General features: G+C 66.0%; 16 protein-coding genes and 2 pseudogenes. 9 read left to right on the plus strand and 9 right to left on the minus strand.

From position 1 onward, the window contains the following. Positions 1-106: 106 nt before the first annotated feature. The 3 genes from ABD899_RS14685 (at position 107) to ABD899_RS14695 (ending at position 4587) form a co-directional block, all read left to right on the plus strand. The gene (locus ABD899_RS14685) at positions 107-649 is read left to right on the plus strand and encodes a RipA family octameric membrane protein (RefSeq protein WP_345207332.1); all 543 of its coding nucleotides are present in this window, start codon (positions 107-109) and stop codon (positions 647-649) included. 46 nt (positions 650-695) lie between these two features. After that, entirely contained in the window at positions 696-2546 is a 1851-nt protein-coding gene (locus ABD899_RS14690) for a tetratricopeptide repeat protein (RefSeq protein ID WP_345207334.1), read from the plus strand. Between the two features lie 496 nt (positions 2547-3042). After that, a complete protein-coding gene (locus ABD899_RS14695; RefSeq protein WP_345207336.1) occupies positions 3043-4587 on the plus strand; it encodes an esterase/lipase family protein in 1545 nt (514 codons plus the stop codon). Positions 4588-4695: 108 nt separating this feature from the next. Here ABD899_RS14695 and ABD899_RS14700 read toward each other — a convergent pair whose 3' ends face one another. After that, positions 4696-4932: an Lsr2 dimerization domain-containing protein gene (locus tag ABD899_RS14700; protein WP_345207338.1), complete on the minus strand. Its 237-nt coding sequence runs from the start codon at positions 4930-4932 to the stop codon at positions 4696-4698. Positions 4933-5294: 362 nt separating this feature from the next. Then, complete coding sequence (locus ABD899_RS14705) at positions 5295-5618, minus strand: histone-like nucleoid-structuring protein Lsr2 (protein ID WP_345207340.1); 324 nt, start codon at positions 5616-5618, stop codon at positions 5295-5297. Positions 5619-5835: 217 nt separating this feature from the next. Between ABD899_RS14705 and ABD899_RS14710 the strand changes: the two genes are divergently transcribed. Further along, entirely contained in the window at positions 5836-6198 is a 363-nt protein-coding gene (locus ABD899_RS14710) for a DUF1810 domain-containing protein (protein WP_345207386.1), read from the plus strand. A 93-nt stretch (positions 6199-6291) separates the two neighbouring features. Here ABD899_RS14710 and ABD899_RS14715 read toward each other — a convergent pair whose 3' ends face one another. Beyond that, positions 6292-7278, minus strand: a complete 987-nt coding sequence (locus ABD899_RS14715) for an ATP-dependent DNA ligase (protein ID WP_345207342.1) — start codon at positions 7276-7278, stop codon at positions 6292-6294. 451 nt (positions 7279-7729) lie between these two features. Here ABD899_RS14715 and ABD899_RS14720 point away from each other — a divergent pair, with 451 nt between their 5' ends. The 3 genes from ABD899_RS14720 (at position 7730) to ABD899_RS14730 (ending at position 9651) form a co-directional block, all read left to right on the plus strand. Continuing rightward, positions 7730-8506, plus strand: coding sequence for a carboxymuconolactone decarboxylase family protein (locus ABD899_RS14720; protein ID WP_345207343.1), 777 nt, complete (start codon positions 7730-7732; stop codon positions 8504-8506). 109 nt (positions 8507-8615) lie between these two features. After that, positions 8616-9200 carry a DapH/DapD/GlmU-related protein gene (locus tag ABD899_RS14725; RefSeq protein WP_425474980.1) on the plus strand — a complete coding sequence of 195 codons (585 nt, stop codon included), beginning with the start codon at positions 8616-8618 and terminating at the stop codon, positions 9198-9200. Between the two features lie 247 nt (positions 9201-9447). After that, positions 9448-9651 carry a dodecin family protein gene (locus tag ABD899_RS14730; protein WP_345207347.1) on the plus strand — a complete coding sequence of 68 codons (204 nt, stop codon included), beginning with the start codon at positions 9448-9450 and terminating at the stop codon, positions 9649-9651. Between the two features lie 300 nt (positions 9652-9951). On the opposite strand, the gene ABD899_RS14735 is transcribed toward ABD899_RS14730, so the two are convergent. The 3 genes from ABD899_RS14735 to ABD899_RS14745 form a co-directional block, all read right to left on the minus strand. Then, the gene (locus ABD899_RS14735) at positions 9952-10881 is read right to left on the minus strand and encodes an SAM-dependent methyltransferase (RefSeq protein ID WP_345207349.1); all 930 of its coding nucleotides are present in this window, start codon (positions 10879-10881) and stop codon (positions 9952-9954) included. 71 nt (positions 10882-10952) lie between these two features. Further along, positions 10953-11459 carry a PaaI family thioesterase gene (locus ABD899_RS14740; protein WP_345207351.1) on the minus strand — a complete coding sequence of 169 codons (507 nt, stop codon included), beginning with the start codon at positions 11457-11459 and terminating at the stop codon, positions 10953-10955. A 119-nt stretch (positions 11460-11578) separates the two neighbouring features. Then, a complete protein-coding gene (locus tag ABD899_RS14745) occupies positions 11579-11899 on the minus strand; it encodes an ASCH domain-containing protein (RefSeq protein WP_345207353.1) in 321 nt (106 codons plus the stop codon). A gap of 483 nt (positions 11900-12382) precedes the next feature. Here ABD899_RS14745 and ABD899_RS14750 point away from each other — a divergent pair, with 483 nt between their 5' ends. Continuing rightward, positions 12383-13630, plus strand: coding sequence for a carboxylesterase family protein (locus tag ABD899_RS14750; RefSeq protein WP_345207355.1), 1248 nt, complete (start codon positions 12383-12385; stop codon positions 13628-13630). 201 nt (positions 13631-13831) lie between these two features. On the opposite strand, the gene ABD899_RS14755 is transcribed toward ABD899_RS14750, so the two are convergent. Beyond that, on the minus strand, positions 13832-14518 hold the full coding sequence (locus ABD899_RS14755) for a hypothetical protein (protein WP_345207356.1): 687 nt from the start codon (positions 14516-14518) through the stop codon (positions 13832-13834). A 60-nt stretch (positions 14519-14578) separates the two neighbouring features. On the opposite strand from ABD899_RS14755, the pseudogene ABD899_RS14760 reads away from it, so the two are divergent. Beyond that, positions 14579-15136: pseudogene (locus tag ABD899_RS14760) on the plus strand (alpha/beta fold hydrolase); the annotation flags it as partial. 203 nt (positions 15137-15339) lie between these two features. Here ABD899_RS14760 and ABD899_RS14765 read toward each other — a convergent pair. Next, positions 15340-16249 (minus strand): annotated as a pseudogene (locus ABD899_RS14765) (IS5 family transposase). A gap of 47 nt (positions 16250-16296) precedes the next feature. Beyond that, complete coding sequence (locus tag ABD899_RS14770) at positions 16297-17529, minus strand: glycosyltransferase (protein WP_345207358.1); 1233 nt, start codon at positions 17527-17529, stop codon at positions 16297-16299. Between the last annotated feature and the right edge of the window lie 125 nt (positions 17530-17654).

Raw genomic sequence — 17654 nt, forward strand, 5'->3', positions numbered from 1 at the left:
GATACGACGCAGGTCCTGCGGCCGGGCTCCAGGCTCGGTGCAACTGACATCGACGGGCGATCTCCCACACGGTGCGCCGAGAGGCCCGCCCGCCTATTATTCATGTATGAAACGCTACTTCATCGAGACTACTGCCCCAGATGCTGCGGATCTCGCCGACACTTTGTGGAACGGAGATGCCGAGTCGACTCACTCGAACTTGGCGGTCGTCGTCGACCAGTACAAGCTGTATGTCGAAATGGCTGATCGGGTGAGTGCCCGACGTTCACTCGCGAACACATTCTTCCTTACATTGAACACTGCGATATTTGTCGCCATCGGAGTATTTTGGAAAGACCCGCCCAGAGCATCGCCCTGGCTTGGACTTATGCCCTTGCTCGTACTGGTACTTCAATGCCTCGTATGGTTCTGGATAATACGCTCGTACAGGCAGTTAAATGCCGGCAAATGGGCTGTGGTGGGTGCCCTGGAGAGGCGTCTTCCCGCATCACCATGGTGGACTGCAGAGTGGTCTGCTCTCGGAAGCGGAAAGGACCCCTCAAGGTATTGGCCGTTAACGCACGTCGAGCAGTGGGTTCCTTTCCTGTTTGCGGTAGCGTACATCTTCGGCTTCATCGCGATCGTATTGACAACGCGCGCCGCAAGCTAACAAAAGCATGTCTGGATGCCAATTCGACAACTTGGATCGGAATGGAATGCGGCTCTTTCATCTGAATGAACATTCCTCGATAGCACGGCGTAATCGTGAGGTCGCCAGGCTCCAGGCCAAGGGCTCTATCGAGAAAGCACTGGCCGCGGCTGAGGAGACGGAGCAACTGGCAGTCGCCCACCTCCCCCAGGAAGACGTGGAGCGTGGCAAGGCCTTGTACAACCTAGCAAGCATCCAAGTACTTGCCGGGGATCAAGCCGCCGCTCAGGAAACATACCGGCGAGCGTTGGAAGCGATGAGGGTCGCGGTTGGTGAGCAGCACGACTACTTCGGCCGCACATTGCGCGGCCTAGGAAGGCTTCTTGTAGCTCTGGGCAGATACGAGGAGGCAGAACGCCATTTCGTGTCGGCACTTATGATTCATGCGAAGGCTGACCAGAAATCGAGCCAGTGCAGGCTTCTGGAGCGAGAACTTGTGATACTTCATGGCGTCATGTCAAAGCGAGAGACTGCGGAGGCCGCGGAGCGGCATCAGTCTCGGCCGTCGAGCGATGTCGGCGAAGCCCATTACGAGCAGACGCTGCAGGTTCGTGCGATGCGCAGCGAACTCGACGAGATGCCGTCGGAACTCCGAGCGTTCGCTGAGAAGAACCTCGATGCTGCCGGGAAGATGTTCAGCGAATGGTCCACTCACTCATTGGCCTTAGTTATCATCCAAGCTCGACGAGAGCGTGGGGAGCCCTTCGTACTCCTCTTGCGCGGCTTCGAGGGTGAGGCGTACGACTATTTTGTTGACAACCCCAAATATATGACCGATGACCCTGAGCGGAAGACACTCTTCAGCGTGTGGGGTGAGCCCGGCGAGGTCGAGCTTGCGTTACATCAGACGCTTGACGGCCGTTTGTCGGCTTTGACGGCCGCCAGCCCGTCAAGCCTCGATGCAGATCAATCGAGTCAAGACGCGCTTCTGCCACGGCTTATCCTGCCCAACGAAACGTGGCTCGATGAAATACGAGCCGTGATTCGGCTAGCACACCTGATCGTGGTCGATTGTCTCGGCCTGAATCCCGGCCTACGCAGCGAACTCGAGGCAATCGAGCAATGCGGCAAGTGCGACAACACTGTGATCGTTCTTCACAAGGACCGCTCTAAGCTTGATGAGGCGGAGTCCTTGGCGATAGCGCTTGCAGACATCACGGGTGGCACGCTCTCGTCAGATCCGACGCGAGAGTGGATGAGAAGGGACCACCCGCTCCTTGCGCCTTTCAGGAGAGTCGCCTACATCGAGGATCTACGTGGGACCGATCTATCCGCATCTGGCGTCTTTGCAGACCTGTTCAAGAGCGCACCATATGTCCGCAGTGCTGTGCGATTAGCCCAGAAGGGCACCGCATTAGTTGAGTCGGGCGACGCCGTTGAAGGGGCGAAGTACCTTCAAGTCGCTCTAGTCCTGGCACAGGACATACCCGGGTGGGCTGAGCGGGCAGTAACCTGGTTCAATATCGGCGTGCTGGCGCAGGCCATCGGTCGGCCCCAAGAGGCCATCAGGCCCTTCCTGCAGGGCCAAGCCGCAGGACTGGAAATGAGAAACGCAGCTGATCAGGGGCGGTGTCTGACGATGCTTGGGCAGGTGTACCTGGAGACCAAGCAGTTCAGTGAAGCTGCCAGAGCGTTGCTGGCTTCGCTGGCCTTCTTGGAGGAGGCCGAAGACGCAGACTATTTGACTGAGTCATTTCGGTTGCTGTGCTTAGTCTTCCAGGCACTTGGTCAGACAAGTGAGGAAGCTGCGACACAGGTGGAACTCAGCCGCTTACAGAGGGAAGGCCGGTGGCGCCGAGAGGGGGCCGGTCAGAGGTTCAACGCAATGCTCACCGAACAAGCTCACGCGGCCCAGTGACGCGGATCCCAGCCTGGCAACGAGGATGTGCAGACGACGACTGGCTGGGTGTGAAGCATTGAGCGCATGGGATTCTCCTTTGATCTGAGGCCCGGCAGCCGATTGCTGACGTCAACGCGCCGTTCGGAGAATCCCATCTGGGAGCGACCCTCGGCGGGTCCTCCCTATCAGTTAGGGCGCAGCATCAGTGGTCGACAAGGGTCAGCGATGTCCATCGCGATGGGGCGCCATATCGGTTGTACACTGCGTCCCTCCGCCGCAGGCGGGCCACGATTGGCGGCCCCTGGCGGCCGGGGCGGCACGACTACGCGGCCAGGAAGCTAAGGCTTGTTCAGAGCGGCTGCCTACCTCGCCCGGCACGGCAAGCGGCCGAGGTGTCGACGACACCTCCCCTGATCTGGACGCATGCTAGGTCAGCGGCAGGCTCCTGCGATTGACACGAGGGTCTCCTGCTGGGTTGATGGGCAGCATCTACCCATAAGGAAGGACGCCCAGGATGAACTTTCCGATTGTGTACGTGCGCGGGTATGCCGGATCGACGGGGAGCATCAATTCAGCGGTCGACGACCCCTTCTATGGGTTCAACATCGGCGCAACGCATGTGAGGGTGGGGGGCGACGGGGAGCCGCACTTCTACCAGTTCGAAAGCCCCCTCCTGCGGCTGCTGATTGACAGCACCGACGATGGTGGGCCGTACCGGATCTTCGTCCACGGCGGCCAGGAGGCGTACCTCGACAGCCGGGGTCGGGGCACGATTGACCCGAAGACCATCTGGATCCACCGGTTCTATGACGACTCAGCGTCGACATTCGGGAGGGACCCCCGCAAGTACCAGATCGAGGACGCCGCCGCCGACCTGCTGCGCCTCACTGACCTGATCCGGCTGAAGACCGGCGCGGAGAAGGTGCATCTGGTCGCGCACTCCATGGGTGGGCTGATCTGCCGTTCGTTGATCCAGCGAGTCATCCCCGAACTGACCGGTCGATCAAACCGCGCCGCTGACTACATCGAGAGCCTGTTCACCTACGCCACCCCGCACAACGGCATCGAATTCACGGAGGGCTTCCGTGGACTCGCGGCGCTGCGCGACACCCTCGACATCGAAGGAGCGGCCATCTTCGGCCGGGACCGGATGTGGCAGTACCTCACCCCGCGTGACAAGCGGGACGGCGGACCGCCGGAGGGCTGGGAGCCCCACACCATGACGGATGAGGAGTTCCCGCTCCACCACGTCTTCTGCCTCGTCGGGACCAACGCAGCGGACTACGACGCCGCGCTCGGACTGTCTGCGAGAGTCGTGGGCCCGCAGAGCGACGGCCTGGTTCAGATCGACAACGCCTACGTCCCCGACACTCCCCGAGCCTTCGTCCACCGCAGCCACAGCGGCCGTTACGGTGTCGTGAACTCTGAGGAGGGCTACCAGAACCTGCGCCGATTCCTGACCGGCGACTTCAAGGTGGAGGTCGAGCTGTGCCATGTGCAGCTGCCCGGCACCCCCGATGACGGCATCGTCTGGCAATTGGAGACCCAGCTGTCCGTGCGCGGGGTGTCCGTGATCGTGCACGAGCAGTCGACCGCCCACTATTGCCCGATCCAGATCGAGCGGCCGGCACCTGGGGACTCGGCCGAGAGTCCCGTACCGTTGCTGATCACGTTCCTGTCCAGCCGGGAGCGACCAGTGGACGTCTACGGGGACCCGCTCCCCACCTTGCGGCAGGCCCTGCGGCTCAGGCTGCTCTCCGTGCGCGAGAAGGGCGGGATCTTCGGGTTCTTCGACCATCTCGAGCAGACCGCCGACTTCGAGGACACCCTCGTCGTCGACATCGCGCCAGGGGAAGGCACAACCAGCCCAAAGGCATGGGCCACATGGAACTCGCAGCTCGCGGGAGCGATTCGCGACTACGACGCCACCAAGGGGGCACCGATTCCCGACAGCGAGCCAGAGATCGGTCGATGGCGAGGTGAGGTGCCAATGCCCGCGGTGTCACACCGACTCCTCGGAGCGAACGCGGTCCTAGCAATCACCGTGACGCCGAGGTGAACCAGTCCAGCGTCCGGACCGGCCCGAACCGTCCAATCAGTTGCTGCAACGCGGGCCTGCAGAGCAGGACGTCAAGCCGCCACCTCAGTCGGCGGCGTCGTATGCGTCCTAGATCTCCTTGCCGATGCGCCCACGGTCACTCACCGTGTGCCCCTGGGAGCCGGCCCATTCATGCACCGCCTGCAGCTGTCCCCGGTCGGCCTTGGTCTTGGCCGGCCCGATGGACCGGCGACCACCTTGACGCTGCGCGTGAGCGGTGTAGAAGTCCATCGCCTTGTCGAACTTCTTCGCCCCTCGCTCGGTGACGTCGATGACGTAGGCCACGCCTCGATAAGCAAACCCCACCGCCTCACCATTGCCTGCCTCGTTGCCTCAGATGTCTGAGACCCCCGCGAGGTGGCCAGGCACGGGGCGATTACCGGATCCGAGGAGGACACGTATCAGGGGGCGTGCGGGAGGCCTCCGAAGGATTCGATTGCGTGGCTGCACTTGTCCCTGACATGGCTGACCCTCCTGGCCTAGTGCTGCTCCCGTGCGGCGCCGCGAGTATTGCGCAGGGACCGGGGACGCGGGGAGACCACCGTGGAAAGAGCGTCTCTACGCCGCGCTTGCCCTAACGGCGTGTCTGGCTTCGGAAGCTCAGGCGGTCGGCCATCCCGGCAGTACTCTCCTCGCGGAGGTACCACGCTCTCGTGAAACGGCGTGGGTCAACGATTCCGGAGCGCCTCGATGGCCGCGCTGGGCAGGCGGCCTCGATCCTTGACGTCTGGGAAGCCGTTGGAGCGCAACCAGGCACGATCATCGGAAGTCACCCGCGGGGTGCTCTTCTTGGCCGACCGCCGGGGCGCCGAGGGCACCTTTCGCGCAGCGTCGATGTACGGCGAGAGCGCCTTCTCGAGAGCGACGCGATTCTTCTTTGAAAGGTCGATATCGTAGGTAGAGCCGTCGAATCCGAAGGTCACCGTGGTGATGTCTTTGCCCTCCTTCCCGTCCAGATCGTCGGAGAGAATTGTGACCGTTCGCTGAGCCATGTTCGTTCCTTCCACGAGGACATTCGGCGCGAAGTCAACCACAGCTTCCTACCGGCGTGGGAGATTGGAGCCTCCGCCTCACGCGGCGTCGCTGGGCGCGTTTCACTGCGTCGGGAGCGCCGCTGTAGCCGACAAGTTCCGGAAGGTTGGGCCTATGACGCCAGAGTTGAACCGATTCGTCGAGGCCTAGGACGGTGACGGCACCTCCCAGGCCGCCCTGGCTGAGCTCAGGTCAGGGCGCAAGCGCAGCCATTGGATGTGGTTCGTGTTCCCTCAGGTTGCTGGACTGGGGCGGAGCGACACCGCCCGCTTCTTCGCCCTCTCCGGTGTAACGGAGGCCCGCGAGTACCTGCAGCATCCTGTTCTCGGACCCCGGCTCAACGAGTGCGTGGCGGCGCTGCTATCCCTACCCGGCTCGGACCCAGTCGTCGTGATGGGCGGCATGGATGCCCAAAAGCTGCGTTCGTCCATGACCCTGTTCCTCCACGCCGCAGACGAATCCGCCGCTGGGCCATACCAGGCGGTGCTCGACAAGTACTTCCACGGCTCGCAGGACGAAGCCACCCTCAGCCGGATCTGACAGGCAGCCACCGAAGACAAGGCGGGCCGGAGGCCGAACCGACCAGCGTGGTCCGCCACGGTGCCATCCGCACCCACTCACTGGGTGCGTCAGCTAGCTCAGGTCCTCGGGCCCCAGGTCGAGCCGGGCGCGCACGAACCGGAGGGGATGCCGGTACCCACCAGCCTGAAGCGCCGCGTCGGCTAGCACCTCGGCCACGACTGAAGGCTCCACCTTGACAAGGGGCACCTTGTCCCGACCGGTACCGAAGCGGCTGGAGGAGATGATGTCCGGCCAAGGGTGGTTCGGGCCGGCCGGCGTCAGCACCGTGGCAAGGGATTGTGCTTGGTCCCTCGTCAGCGGTGTGGATCGTCCGACGACCTGCAGCTCGCCGCCGCGAACCAGTCCCGCCACGATGGTCTCGGGTCGCTCGAGGCTGCCGGTGATACCGCCGATGAGGACGTCGGTGCTCTCGCGGCTCTTGACCTTGATCCACGTGCGGCGGCCAGGGGTGTACACCGAGTCAGCGGCCTTGATGACAAGCCCCTCGATGCCAGCCGGCCGGTATTGGGTCATCCAGTCGCGGGCTGTGACCTCGTCGTCGGTGGTTGGAGAGAGCTGCAGCGGTGGGTCCCAGCCCGCCGATAGCTCCTCGAGCAGCTGTCGACGCTCGCGTAGCGCCCGCCGACGGATGTCCTTGGCTCGATGGGCGAGCACGTCAAACACGATCAGTGATGCAGGGTTCCGTGCGGCGAGGACCGCCACCTTGCGCGGTGTGTTGACCAGCCGCCGCTGGAGGAGGTCGAAGTCCAGACGGCTGCCGTTCCAGATCACTGCCTCCCCATCCAGAACAGTGCCGGGCTCGACCTGGGCGACGGCTGCCGCCACCAGATCCGGGAACCGGCTGGTCAGCTCTTTGCCCTGGCGAGACCAGAGTCTTGCTCCTGCTCCATCGCGGACGACGGCGACCCGATACCCGTCCCACTTCAGCTCGTAGAGCGCACCGCCCTTCAGCGAGGACGACGGCGGGATCGCTTCCTCCGACCGGGCAAGGGCAACCTCGACGGGACCGTCAAGGCCCTCGGGTAGTGCGACCACCATCCCACCTTGCACCCTGACCTCCCTCGCCGGGTCAGTTCGTGGCGCGGTAGCGGCTCCAGCTGCCAGCGGACCAGTGCTTCGCACTGCGCCCACGCGGCTCGCTCCACCGGCCCGTCAGGAACCAGTGCCGCGTGGGTGAGCATCTCGAGCTCCCGCTCCAAGTGCCTTGCCATGCTGCTCGCCACCAAGCGGCACCCGTGGCAGCAGAGAGCCCAGCGGGATTGCTCCCCGTGTCTCGATGTCCTTCGCAGCTGCTCTCAACATGTGCCCAATCTCTGCGCGTCACCGTGTAGGCCGACCTGCGTCTCAGCCGCCACCCGGGGCTCCCTGCCTCAGACGGACCGGTCGCGCGAGGTGCCACCTCGAGTGCTCATGCCACAAGGGGCTCCACGGTGGCCCCTGCGGTCATTGCGCACTTGACGGCGCTGAGGGCGAAAGCAACAGTGCCCCCATGGCTGACGACCTCCAGGGCCCTGCTGTCTCCGAACGACAGACGCATGCCGAGGCGACGTACGAGCGCCTGTTCGGGCCACGTGACAAGGGTGGGCCCGAGAACGACCCGGAGCTGATGCGCATCCTGCGCGGGTTCATCTTCGGAGACGTCTTCGACACCGGCGTCCTGGCCGACCAGACCCGTGAACTCGTCACCGTCACGGTCCTGGCATGCCTGCAGACCCTGCCGCAGCTGACAGCACACACGGGAGCCGCGCTCAATGTCGGCGTCGAGCCCGTCGCCATCCGTGAAGCCGTCTACCAGCTCGCACCCTTCATTGGATTCCCCCGCACCCTGAACGCGGTCGCGACGATCAACCAGGTCTTCCAGGCCAGAGGCATCCCGCTGCCCCTGCCGGAGCAGGGCAGCGTCACCGACACCGAGCGGTACGCCAGCGGCCTCGCCGTCCAAGCGCCCCTGTACGGCAACGAGATCAAGGACAACCTGGCCGACCTGCCCGAACCGTTCAACACCGCACTGCCCCGGTTCCTCACCGAGTTCTGCTTCGGCGACTTCTACACCCGGGGCGGACTCACCCTGGCCCAGCGCGAGCTGCTGGTGCTGTGCGCGCTGGCCACCATCGGCGACACTGCCGCCCAGCTCGGCCCGCACGGCCGTGCCTGCATCCAAACGGGAAACTCCAAGACCACCGTGGTGGCCGCCTTGGTCCACTGCTTCCCCTACATCGGGTTCCCTCGCGCGGTCGCAGCAATCCGGGCGGTCAAAGACCTGTAGACGCGGCCCTGCCCTGGCCCGACATCGGGTCGGCCTGCCTTACATCCTCCCAAGGCGCCCAGGGATCCGCTCGGGCAACGCCAGTGAACCCCGTGGCAGCATGAGCAAGGTGAACCTGTCGGACTTCCTGGACCACGTCAACCGCGGAGCGGTCATCGAAGGCGGCTCGGACCAGCACCGGTTCATGCATGACGCCGGGCAGGACGCCCTGCGCATCCTCGCCGAACTCAACTCCGGATACCGAACAGCCAAGGAAGTGCGTGACCTGCTGTCCCAGCTCACCGGAAGGGCAGTGGACGAGTCGGTCACCGTCTTCCCGCCGTTCTACAGCGAGTTCGGCAAGAACCTGACCCTGGGCAAGGACGTCTTCATCAACATCGGGTGCCGCTTCCAGGACACCGGGGGCATCACGATCGGGGACGGCACGCTCATCGGCCACGGCAGCACGCTGACAACTCTCAACCATGGCGTTGATCCCGACCGGCGCGCCGACATGATCCCGGCGCCCATCGTGATCGGTCGCAAGGTGTGGCTCGGCGCCGCAGTCACGGTCGTCCCAGGCGTGAGCATCGGTGACGGTGCGATCGTGGGCGCCGGTGCCGTCGTCACGCGCGACGTCCCCGCCAACGCGATCGTCGCCGGTGTCCCGGCCAAACTCATCCGCATGACCGGCTTCCACGCCTCGCACACCTGAGCGCAGCACCCCAAGGGATCACTGCTGCCGAGGTGCCCGACCGGTGTCGCCCAGGCAGACTGGCGGTACCCGACTTCGGCTGTCCCGCCCAACCGCTTCCGCGGGCCGTCGGCCCGGGGCGACCTCCGAACTGCGTCTCATCGCCCCCAAGCGGACCAACGCTTCTCCCACGATCGATGGGACTCAGGTCTGGCCATCGGACCACGATGGTGCAAGGCTCGGACCAGTCAAACCATGGGGAGGCACAATGAGCGTCTACAAGGTCGTTGAGATCGTCGGGACCAGCACCTCTTCGTGGGAGGACGCCGCGGTGCAGGCCGTGAACACCGCGAAAGAGACTCTTCGCGATCTGCGTGTCGCAGAAGTGGTCGAGCAAGACCTTGACCTGGCTGGTGACGATGTCGTCTTCAGAACGAAGTTGAGCATTTCGTTTAAGTACCAGACCGACTGACGTCGACCTTCGTGGTGTCTAGCTCCCGCTGCGGGTGGGGACCGCAGCGGTTCCGCATCGGATAGCGCGTCCGCGAAGATCGAGCCTCTGGATGACCTTGGTCATGCCCGCTGCGATGCCGACTGAGCCCTTCGGTATGCGCCAGCCCGGCGTGACCGTGGTCCGCGCAAACGCCCCTGCCTCGAACCTGCGACCTACCGCCGCCCGGGAGCACCTCAATGACCATGGGTAGGCGACTTCGGCCTCGATCCGAAGCGCTGAGGTCCACTCCTGAGCGTGACACCAAGGGGACCTGCCCGGTTAGGGGCGGCGAGCTAGAACCAACATCTGGCCGCGCCACGAGGTGCTGATGATCTGGTCGAACCCCGCGGTGGCCAGCAGGTCCTCAGCATCCGCAACGCGAATCGGTCCACCCCCGAGCATCTGGGCCGTGTGCGCGAAGACAGCCATCTCGAAAGGGTCTGACGCACTGCCGACGGCCAGGGGAACCACTACCCATCGGTTGGGGCGGAGCGCGCGGTGGACCAGTGGGACGCCTGCCTCAAGCGCCGCTCGAGGAATGAACGGCTGCGGCAACCAGGCCAGGTCAAAGACCTCTTCGTCCTCGAGTTCGCTGACCGACTGCACCCGCAGCTCCACCCGATCGGCCAGACCCAACGCCGTAAGCTCATTGGCCGCCAGCCCCAGGACTTCGGGGAGGACATCGATACCCACACAACCCAGGCCGGGGTAGATCTGGCATAGGCGTGCAGCGATCGCGGCCACCCCGACCCCGACGTCCAGGAACCGGGACATCCCGCTCTGAAGCGCAGCCTGCGAACCGGGCATCCGCGGCAGCAGCTCACGCGCGAGGTAGTCCGCAACGGGGCGGCTGGCGCGGCCCTGGCTCAGGACCGTTGCCGGGTGCGCGCCATCCCACCCGGCGGACCTGCGCTCGGTGTGCTCCAGTGCACGGCGTAGCTGGGCAACGATCGCATGGCTGACGCTGGCCCCGTCAACGTCGACCAAGTCGTCGTCGATGACGGTGTATCGGCCAGCGCCGTCGCGTCCCAGGATCCCAGCCGCGAGCAACAGGTCTGCGTCGACGCGGTCCAAGCCCTCGAGTGCTTCCCCGGCGCGCACACGGTCCCATCCGCCGAGCGTGCCCAGCCGGCCGAGCGCTGCAACCACGTCGACCTGATCACGCGGATCAGCACGCGGTCGTTCGGGCATGACGCCATCATCGAACACCCACCACATCGTCACCAACGCAGCGCCTGCGTCTCAGCGAGTCGACAACGGTCATCCAGCTGCGCGAAGGGTCACGCGGATCGGAGCTCGGATGCGTCCGGTTCGGGTTCGGCGTCGATGCGGATGAGGGTCTGCTGCCCGGTGGCGACCAGGGCCCTGCTGCCGACAGTGACCCCGTAGACGTCGAGCTGGCAGACGGTCAGGGTGCGACCGGACCGGCGAACCGTGCCGACCGCCTCGAGGTGGTCACCGGCAGCGGGAGCGAGCAGGTTGATCTTGTACTCAACGGTCAGCACCTCCGAACCCTCGGGGAACAGGGTCAGCGCGGCGTAGCCTCCGGCGCTGTCGGCGATGGCGCTTGTTGCTCCGGCGTGGACGTACCCGTGCTGCTGGCCGATCTCGGGCCGGCTGGGCAGGACGATGTGGACCCGGCCGGGGCCGACGTGCTGCAGTCTCGCGCCGAGCAGCCGCATCAGGCCCTGCCGGTCGAAGCTGTCCCGGATCCGGGCCTGCACCTGGGGTGCGGCAGGTTCCAGGTCACCGTCATCCGCGCCCACCGGCCCTGTCGTGTCGTCCATCCGGTCATCGTCTCGTGCCGTCGCCCGCGAGGGCGTCGGTCGTCCGTCTCCTTCACCGGCATCCGTCACGCTCACGTCCCCGCCGGATCGCCGCATGGGTCAATGCGCCGGCGGTCGTTTCACACCACGTGGAACTCGACTCGGTACACCAGAGTGTCGTCGTCGATCGGCCCGGAGTGAGCCGCCCGAACCCGCAGTGCCTCACGATCGGTCTCCCCTGCTGCGACCACGTCGTCCTCGGTCACGGCCGAGAAGGGCAGCACCTCGAGCGAGTCGACCTCGATGATCGTGCCCGCGGCAGCGTAGCGCCCACCAACCTTGACCTGGGCTCGGCTCCACAGCCTGATCGAGACCGTCACGTCGCCGCGTGCGACCACGTCGCGAAGGTCTCGACTGAACATCACCTCCAAACGGTAGGCCGCATCGGGAAGCTGCGTCATTGCGCCGCCTGAACACCCTTCCCATCAGCGGCAAATGCGGACGCCGAAGACCATGCGCGCCTGCCGAAGAGCGGGACGGCGGTGAACGCACCTGCTCGTAGCCTGAGGCTATCTCGACGAGCACCGATACCGGGAGCCCGGCCGCGGCCGCCGATTACTGCGTCCTTCTTGCAGCGCGCTCTGTCACATCTCGTACGGCGGTCTTCGCGCGGATGGGCTTGAAGATGGCTCGATCGGGTCATGGACGTGCTGTGAGCCCGGGCGAAGTATGAAAGGCGCGCGAGTTGGCGGAAGGCACCGCCGATGCGAGTCGTGCACATGGGGCAGGGGCAGCGGCAGTCGGCCGCAGCCTGGCGGCGGTGAAGGACCGGTGGCGACATGCGAGTGATGCGGACGTTGGGTGCGGTCGTCGGGACGGTCGTTCTCGGATTGTCGACGGTGGTGGCGAGCGCGGCTACGGCGACGGCCGCCCGCCCTGAGGTGGTGTCCGAGCCCTACGACTACCGGTCCTTCGAGTGCGGCTACCCGATCGAGGTCGCCGGTGAGTTCACCTCCGCCGTCGTGAGCCGCCCGCGTTCGCCGAAGGAACCGGATGTCTTGTACTTCCATGGGCGCTTCTCGTTCCGGGAGGTGTGGACCAACCCCGGCACCGGTGCCAGGTTCGTCATCCGCGGCACCTGGCTGGAGGCCGATGTGACCGCCACCCTGGTCGAGGACAACGTCTACGAGTACACCGTCATCCAGGCCGGCCAGCCGTTCGTCGTCGAGGACTCCACGGGGCGGGTCATCGCCCGCGAGCGGGGCGTGCTCCGCTACCAGATCCTGTGGGACACGGACGGGAACTTCGTCGACTTCCTCGGCGTGGACGTCCGCGGCCCCCACTCCAGCCTGAATACCTGCAGGTACGCCGCCGACCTCATCGGGCTGACCAACAGCACGTCATCGCAGCGGTACACCCTGCGTCCGGCCGGCACGACCGGGTCCCCGCTGGGTTACGTCGAGTACCTCCCCCCGTCGTACGGTCAAGCCACGAGCCCCCTGCTGGTCTTCCTGCACGGCTCCGGAGAGAGCGGCGACGGGTCCGCCGACGCGCTCGCCGTCCAGGCCGAACAGGCCATCCCGCGCCACATCGCCTATGACGGGTGGCCGGACGAGCGCCCCTTCGTCGTCCTGGCTCCCCAGCACGACGACACCGGTGGCGGACCCGGCTACGAGCACTGCGACGACGTCGCCTTCGGCGGCTCCTGCTTCCTGACGACGTGGCACGACCGCGGTCACCTCAGCACCGAAGCGCCCTGCTTCACACCCGACGAGGTGCGCGACTTCATCACCTACGCCGTGGGCGCCTACGACGTCGACCCGGCCAGGGTGTACCTGACCGGGCTCAGCTGTGGCGGGTTCGGCGCGTGGGAGTACCTCGAGATTCAGGGCGACGCGCAGGTGGCCGCAGCCGTTCCCATCGCCGGCGAGGGCCGCCCCGCCTGGGAGGCCGTCGGCTGCGATCTGGCCTCCGTGCCGACCTGGGCCTTCCACGGCGCGCTCGACGACGTCATAGACCCCCAGGGCAGCATCGTCCCCATCACCGGTCTGCGGAACCAGTGCGGGGTAGCGGACGAAGAGGCCGGGCTGACGGTCTACCCCCACCGCGACCACGACTCCTGGAACATCACCTACGCGCAAGGCTCCCCCGTCGACATCTACACCTGGCTGCTCGACCACACCTCACCCTGAACCCCACCAACACCCGCTCACCTCCTCCGGGACCGACCCGGCGCCCGCCGACGCCAGAAGCGGAGTGACGCTCGGTGGAACGTCCGACCATCAGTTCCGGACGGATCGAGGTGCAGTCTCATCGCCGCCTGTCGAACAGGTGCGCGGCGAGGCCATCCGCCGCCCCCGACTGGCGAGTGAATCGGCTGCTTAGCCGGTAGGTCACCGGGCGGCGTGACGACCCCCTGGCTTCCCCGCTGAAGGCGGTCTGCGTCGTTGGTACCACTGAAGTCCCCACCCAATCGTCAACATGGCGAGGACGAAGGCACCAAGTGCGGCGAAGGCCACCATGCCGAGGAACAATTGGTCTGTCAGCGAGGCATCTTCGTCATAGCCCGAAACCTGATACCCAACGCCCAAAACGGTGAGAACGAGAACGAAGGCGGCCCAAGCCCAGCCGAATGTCGACCTCACGGCACGCCGCCATATTGGACGCCTCGGAAAACCCTCAACATGGGGGCGCAGCTTGGACCACTCGAACTGCTCCTCGAAGGGTCCGCCCAACGCCTTCCACGCCGCCAGTGCAGGAATGGGAGTCGACCACGACTGTGCGGACAGGCGGGCGGCCGCTTGGACCGCTTCCTCGAGGTCCAGCATCGCCTCCTCCGTGTACCGGTACGGCGAGTCGGCGGACGGTTCGCCATCGAAGAGCCCCTCCCGGCTCGTGATGAGCCGGTCGAGGTCGATGACGAGGTGCCGCACGGCGAATCCGTCGCTCGATCGCCGGATCGTCGTGAGAAAGACATCTGAAGCCGTGCTGCTCCTGGGCATTGCGCCGATGACACGCCCAGCGCCGCGGTAGTCCGCCACAAGGCGGGATACGGCCTCAAGGTCTGGCGTGCTCTGCACGATTGAGTATGGCGCTGGACGTTCGCCCGCGGGAAGACGCCCCCTACTAAATACGGCGACCGGCCCTTGGTGCTCGTTGGTCACTCGTTCGGAACGGTGCTCGGCGTCCGCATCGCCGAGCGGGCCGCTGAGCAGGTGTCGGCCTACGTGGGTGCCGCGCAGGTCGCGAACTGGGCACTGCAGGAGGAGCGCTCCTACGACTGGGCGGTGGACGAGGCCCGCCGGTCCGGGAACCGCAAGGCGCAAACAGCCTTGGAGCAGATCGGGCGGCCCGTCGCGGGCCAGTACGCGTCGGGGACGAGCGGGGTCAAGACTCAGCGCCGCTGGGTCGGCACGCTGGGTGGGGTGGCCGCCGACCCGCGGTTCGTGCCGCGGTGGGCGCTCAGCGTCTTCACCAGCCGGGGGTACCCGCTGTCCGCGAAGCTGCGCTACCTGAAGGCGATGGATCGCTCGATGGATCTCCTGTGGCCCCACCTGTGCGCGGAGGTCGACCTCAGGCGTGAGGTGGTGGCCCTGCCGGTGCCCGTCTACCTCTTTGCCGGCCAGCAGGACCGGATCACCGACCTGGCGCAGATCCAGGAGTGGTTCGCAGCCTGCAGAGCCCGGCCAAACACCTGAAGGTCCTCGACGACGCCGGGCACCTCAACCTCTACGAAGAGCCCGAGCGATTCATTGCCTTCATGGACGCCGTGCGCGCGAGTCTCACCTGAGAGCGTCAGTTGGCCAAAGGCGCCCGGACCGGCGAAGGCGGTTGCGTCTCAGCCGCGAGTTGGGCGTCGTGGGGGGGAGGTCCAGGTAGACCATTGGTTAGAGCGTGTCTGTTAATGGCTGGCTCGGTGGGTCAGGATCACCATTCCGAGGATGAAGCCGCCGAGGTAGGTGACGGCGTACTTGTCGTAGCGGGTGGCCAGTCCGCGCCACTGCTTGGCCCGGCTGAATGAGCGTTCGATGGTATTGCGCTGCTTGTAGATGTCGCTGTCGAACCCGGGTGGTCGGCCGCCTTTGGAGCCCTTGGCTTTACGGCGGGCGATCTGGTCGCTCTTCTCGGGGATGGTGTGCTTGATCTTCCTGCCCCGCAGGAACGTTCGGGTGCTCGGGTGCGAGTACGCCTTGTCCGCCAGGAGCCGGAAGTCCTCGTCGTATCCGCCCTCAGCCAGAGCCTTCACCAAGGTGGCCAGCATCGGGTTGTCCCCGGCTTGGCCGCCGGTCACCAACGCGAGCACCGGCGTGCAGGTGCGGTCCGCCAGGGCGTGGATCTTGGTGCTCAGCCCGCCGCGGGAGCGACCCAGCGCGTGGTCAGGCGGCTCCCCGGGCACCACCCGAGAATTCGTGTAGTTCGATCCTGCCCCCTGTGTCGTCCGCAGGGTCGCCGACGACGGAGTCCCGGCGTGCTCCGGCGGCGTGCTGGTGGGCCCGCACGATCGTGGAGTCGATCGACAGGATCGCCTCCACCTCCTCGCTGTCCAGCGTGGCTTGGCCGCGCACCGCCGCGAGCATCTGCACGTACGTGCCGTCGGTTGACCACAGCCGATGCCGCTGCCACACAGACTGATGCGGCCCGAACGTCTCCGGCAGGTCACGCCATGGCGACCCGGTGCGGAACCGCCAGATGATCCCCTCCAACGTCGTGCGGTGGTCATTCCACGGGCGCCCCCGTCGACCCGCGTCCTGCGGCATCACCGACTCGAGGACATCCCACAACTCGTCACTGATCACGCCATCACGAAGCATGACGGCCACGATGCCGTGCCCGGCCTCAGATCTTTAGCAGACACGCTCTAGTTGCGACCCGGCAGCGCGGCCTCGATGATGCGAGCTGCGGCGGCCGCGCCGTCTTCGCGCTCGTACTGATCGCGCACTCTCGTGGCCGCGTTGCGGTAGGCGGGGTCGTCGAGGACCCGCCGCACGGCGGTCAGGAATGCCGGCTTCGACACGTGCTGGGGTGAGAATGCGATCGCGTTGCCCTGTCGCTGGCAAACGCGCACGTTCCATGTCTGTTCAGGTTGCAGGCCCATCCCGACGAACGGGATGCCCGTCGCGCAGGCGGTCTGCACGGTTCCCTGCCCACCGTGAAGCACGGCCGCGTCGACCAGTCCGCCAAGCAGGTGCGCGGGCAGCAGGTCGGTCACGTGGATGTTGGGAGGCACCACGTCGCCGGGCTCTAGATAGTGCCGGATGGGCGCGAGGACATTGATCGGCAGAGTGCCCAACTGGGTGGCGGCGGCCAGCGCCAGCTCACGCCGGGCCGACGAGCCCAGACCCAGGTAGATCAGCGGCTCCGGGGCGGCTGCCAGCGTGCGCACGAGTGCGGGCACCTCGCCGCCGAGGCGGGCGAAGATCGGCCCGACGCGCTGGTAGTTCTCGGGCAGCGCGAAGTCGTCGAGCTCCCACGGCATGACCGTGACGAGGTTGACGTCGGCCTCCAACAGCGAGGCGACCGTCCGCAACGGTGCGACACCGTTGGCGTGAGCCACCGCCGACAGCGCGCGCGGCGCGAGTGGGGCCCGGGTGTAGACCCACCGGAACGCGGCGGTCGCGATGCGGTCAGCAGTGCCGGCGATCGGTCCCTGGCCAGCGACGAACCGGAATCGGCGCACCTGGCGAACCTGCGGGCCGGTCAGCGCGAACGGCACGGGGTAGTACAGCGGCACACCCTCGGCACGAGCCGAGATCATCGAGGTGACGTTGCTGCCGATCACGACCGCCGCAGCCCGGTGCTGGCGGATCATCCGCCTCTCGACCGCGACGCGCGCGGCGACCAGCTCGCGCGTGAAGGGACTGCGGATCGCCTTGCCCTGGTCGAAGTCGATCGCCCGCTGGCGCTCCTGCGCCGACCACGAGGGTGAGCACGGGTGGTACTCGAAGCCGGCCTCGCTGATCAAGTGCACGAAGTCGTCCTCGTAGCCCATGAACACCGCCCGATGGGCGGGGTCAAGTGCCCGGGCGACCTCGATCATGCGGGTGGTCTCCGCGAGGTTGAAGGTAACGGGGCAGAACAGCACACTGGCCACACTTGCAGTCAATCAGGCTCCAGAAGCCGATGGAGACCCCGGGATGGGAGCAGCACATGCTCGCCCAACCCCCCGGCGTCCGTGCGCGTAACGGGCAGCACGAAGCCGGGCCGGGTCACCCGACA

This window comes from Fodinibacter luteus, from assembly GCF_039541575.1.
Taxonomy (GTDB): domain Bacteria; phylum Actinomycetota; class Actinomycetes; order Actinomycetales; family Dermatophilaceae; genus Fodinibacter; species Fodinibacter luteus.

Excerpts from the sequence above, each read along its gene's own strand:
- ABD899_RS14685 (WP_345207332.1), top strand. The coding sequence starts at position 107 with ATGAAACGCTACTTCATCGAGACTACTGCCCCAGATGCTGCGGATCTC.
- ABD899_RS14690 (WP_345207334.1), top strand. The coding sequence starts at position 696 with ATGCGGCTCTTTCATCTGAATGAACATTCCTCGATAGCACGGCGTAAT.
- ABD899_RS14745 (WP_345207353.1), bottom strand. The coding sequence starts at position 11,899 with ATGACGCAGCTTCCCGATGCGGCCTACCGTTTGGAGGTGATGTTCAGT.
- ABD899_RS14730 (WP_345207347.1), top strand. The coding sequence starts at position 9,448 with ATGAGCGTCTACAAGGTCGTTGAGATCGTCGGGACCAGCACCTCTTCG.
- ABD899_RS14715 (WP_345207342.1), bottom strand. The coding sequence starts at position 7,278 with ATGGTGGTCGCACTACCCGAGGGCCTTGACGGTCCCGTCGAGGTTGCC.
- ABD899_RS14695 (WP_345207336.1), top strand. The coding sequence starts at position 3,043 with ATGAACTTTCCGATTGTGTACGTGCGCGGGTATGCCGGATCGACGGGG.
- ABD899_RS14705 (WP_345207340.1), bottom strand. The coding sequence starts at position 5,618 with ATGGCTCAGCGAACGGTCACAATTCTCTCCGACGATCTGGACGGGAAG.
- ABD899_RS14720 (WP_345207343.1), top strand. The coding sequence starts at position 7,730 with ATGGCTGACGACCTCCAGGGCCCTGCTGTCTCCGAACGACAGACGCAT.
- ABD899_RS14740 (WP_345207351.1), bottom strand. The coding sequence starts at position 11,459 with ATGGACGACACGACAGGGCCGGTGGGCGCGGATGACGGTGACCTGGAA.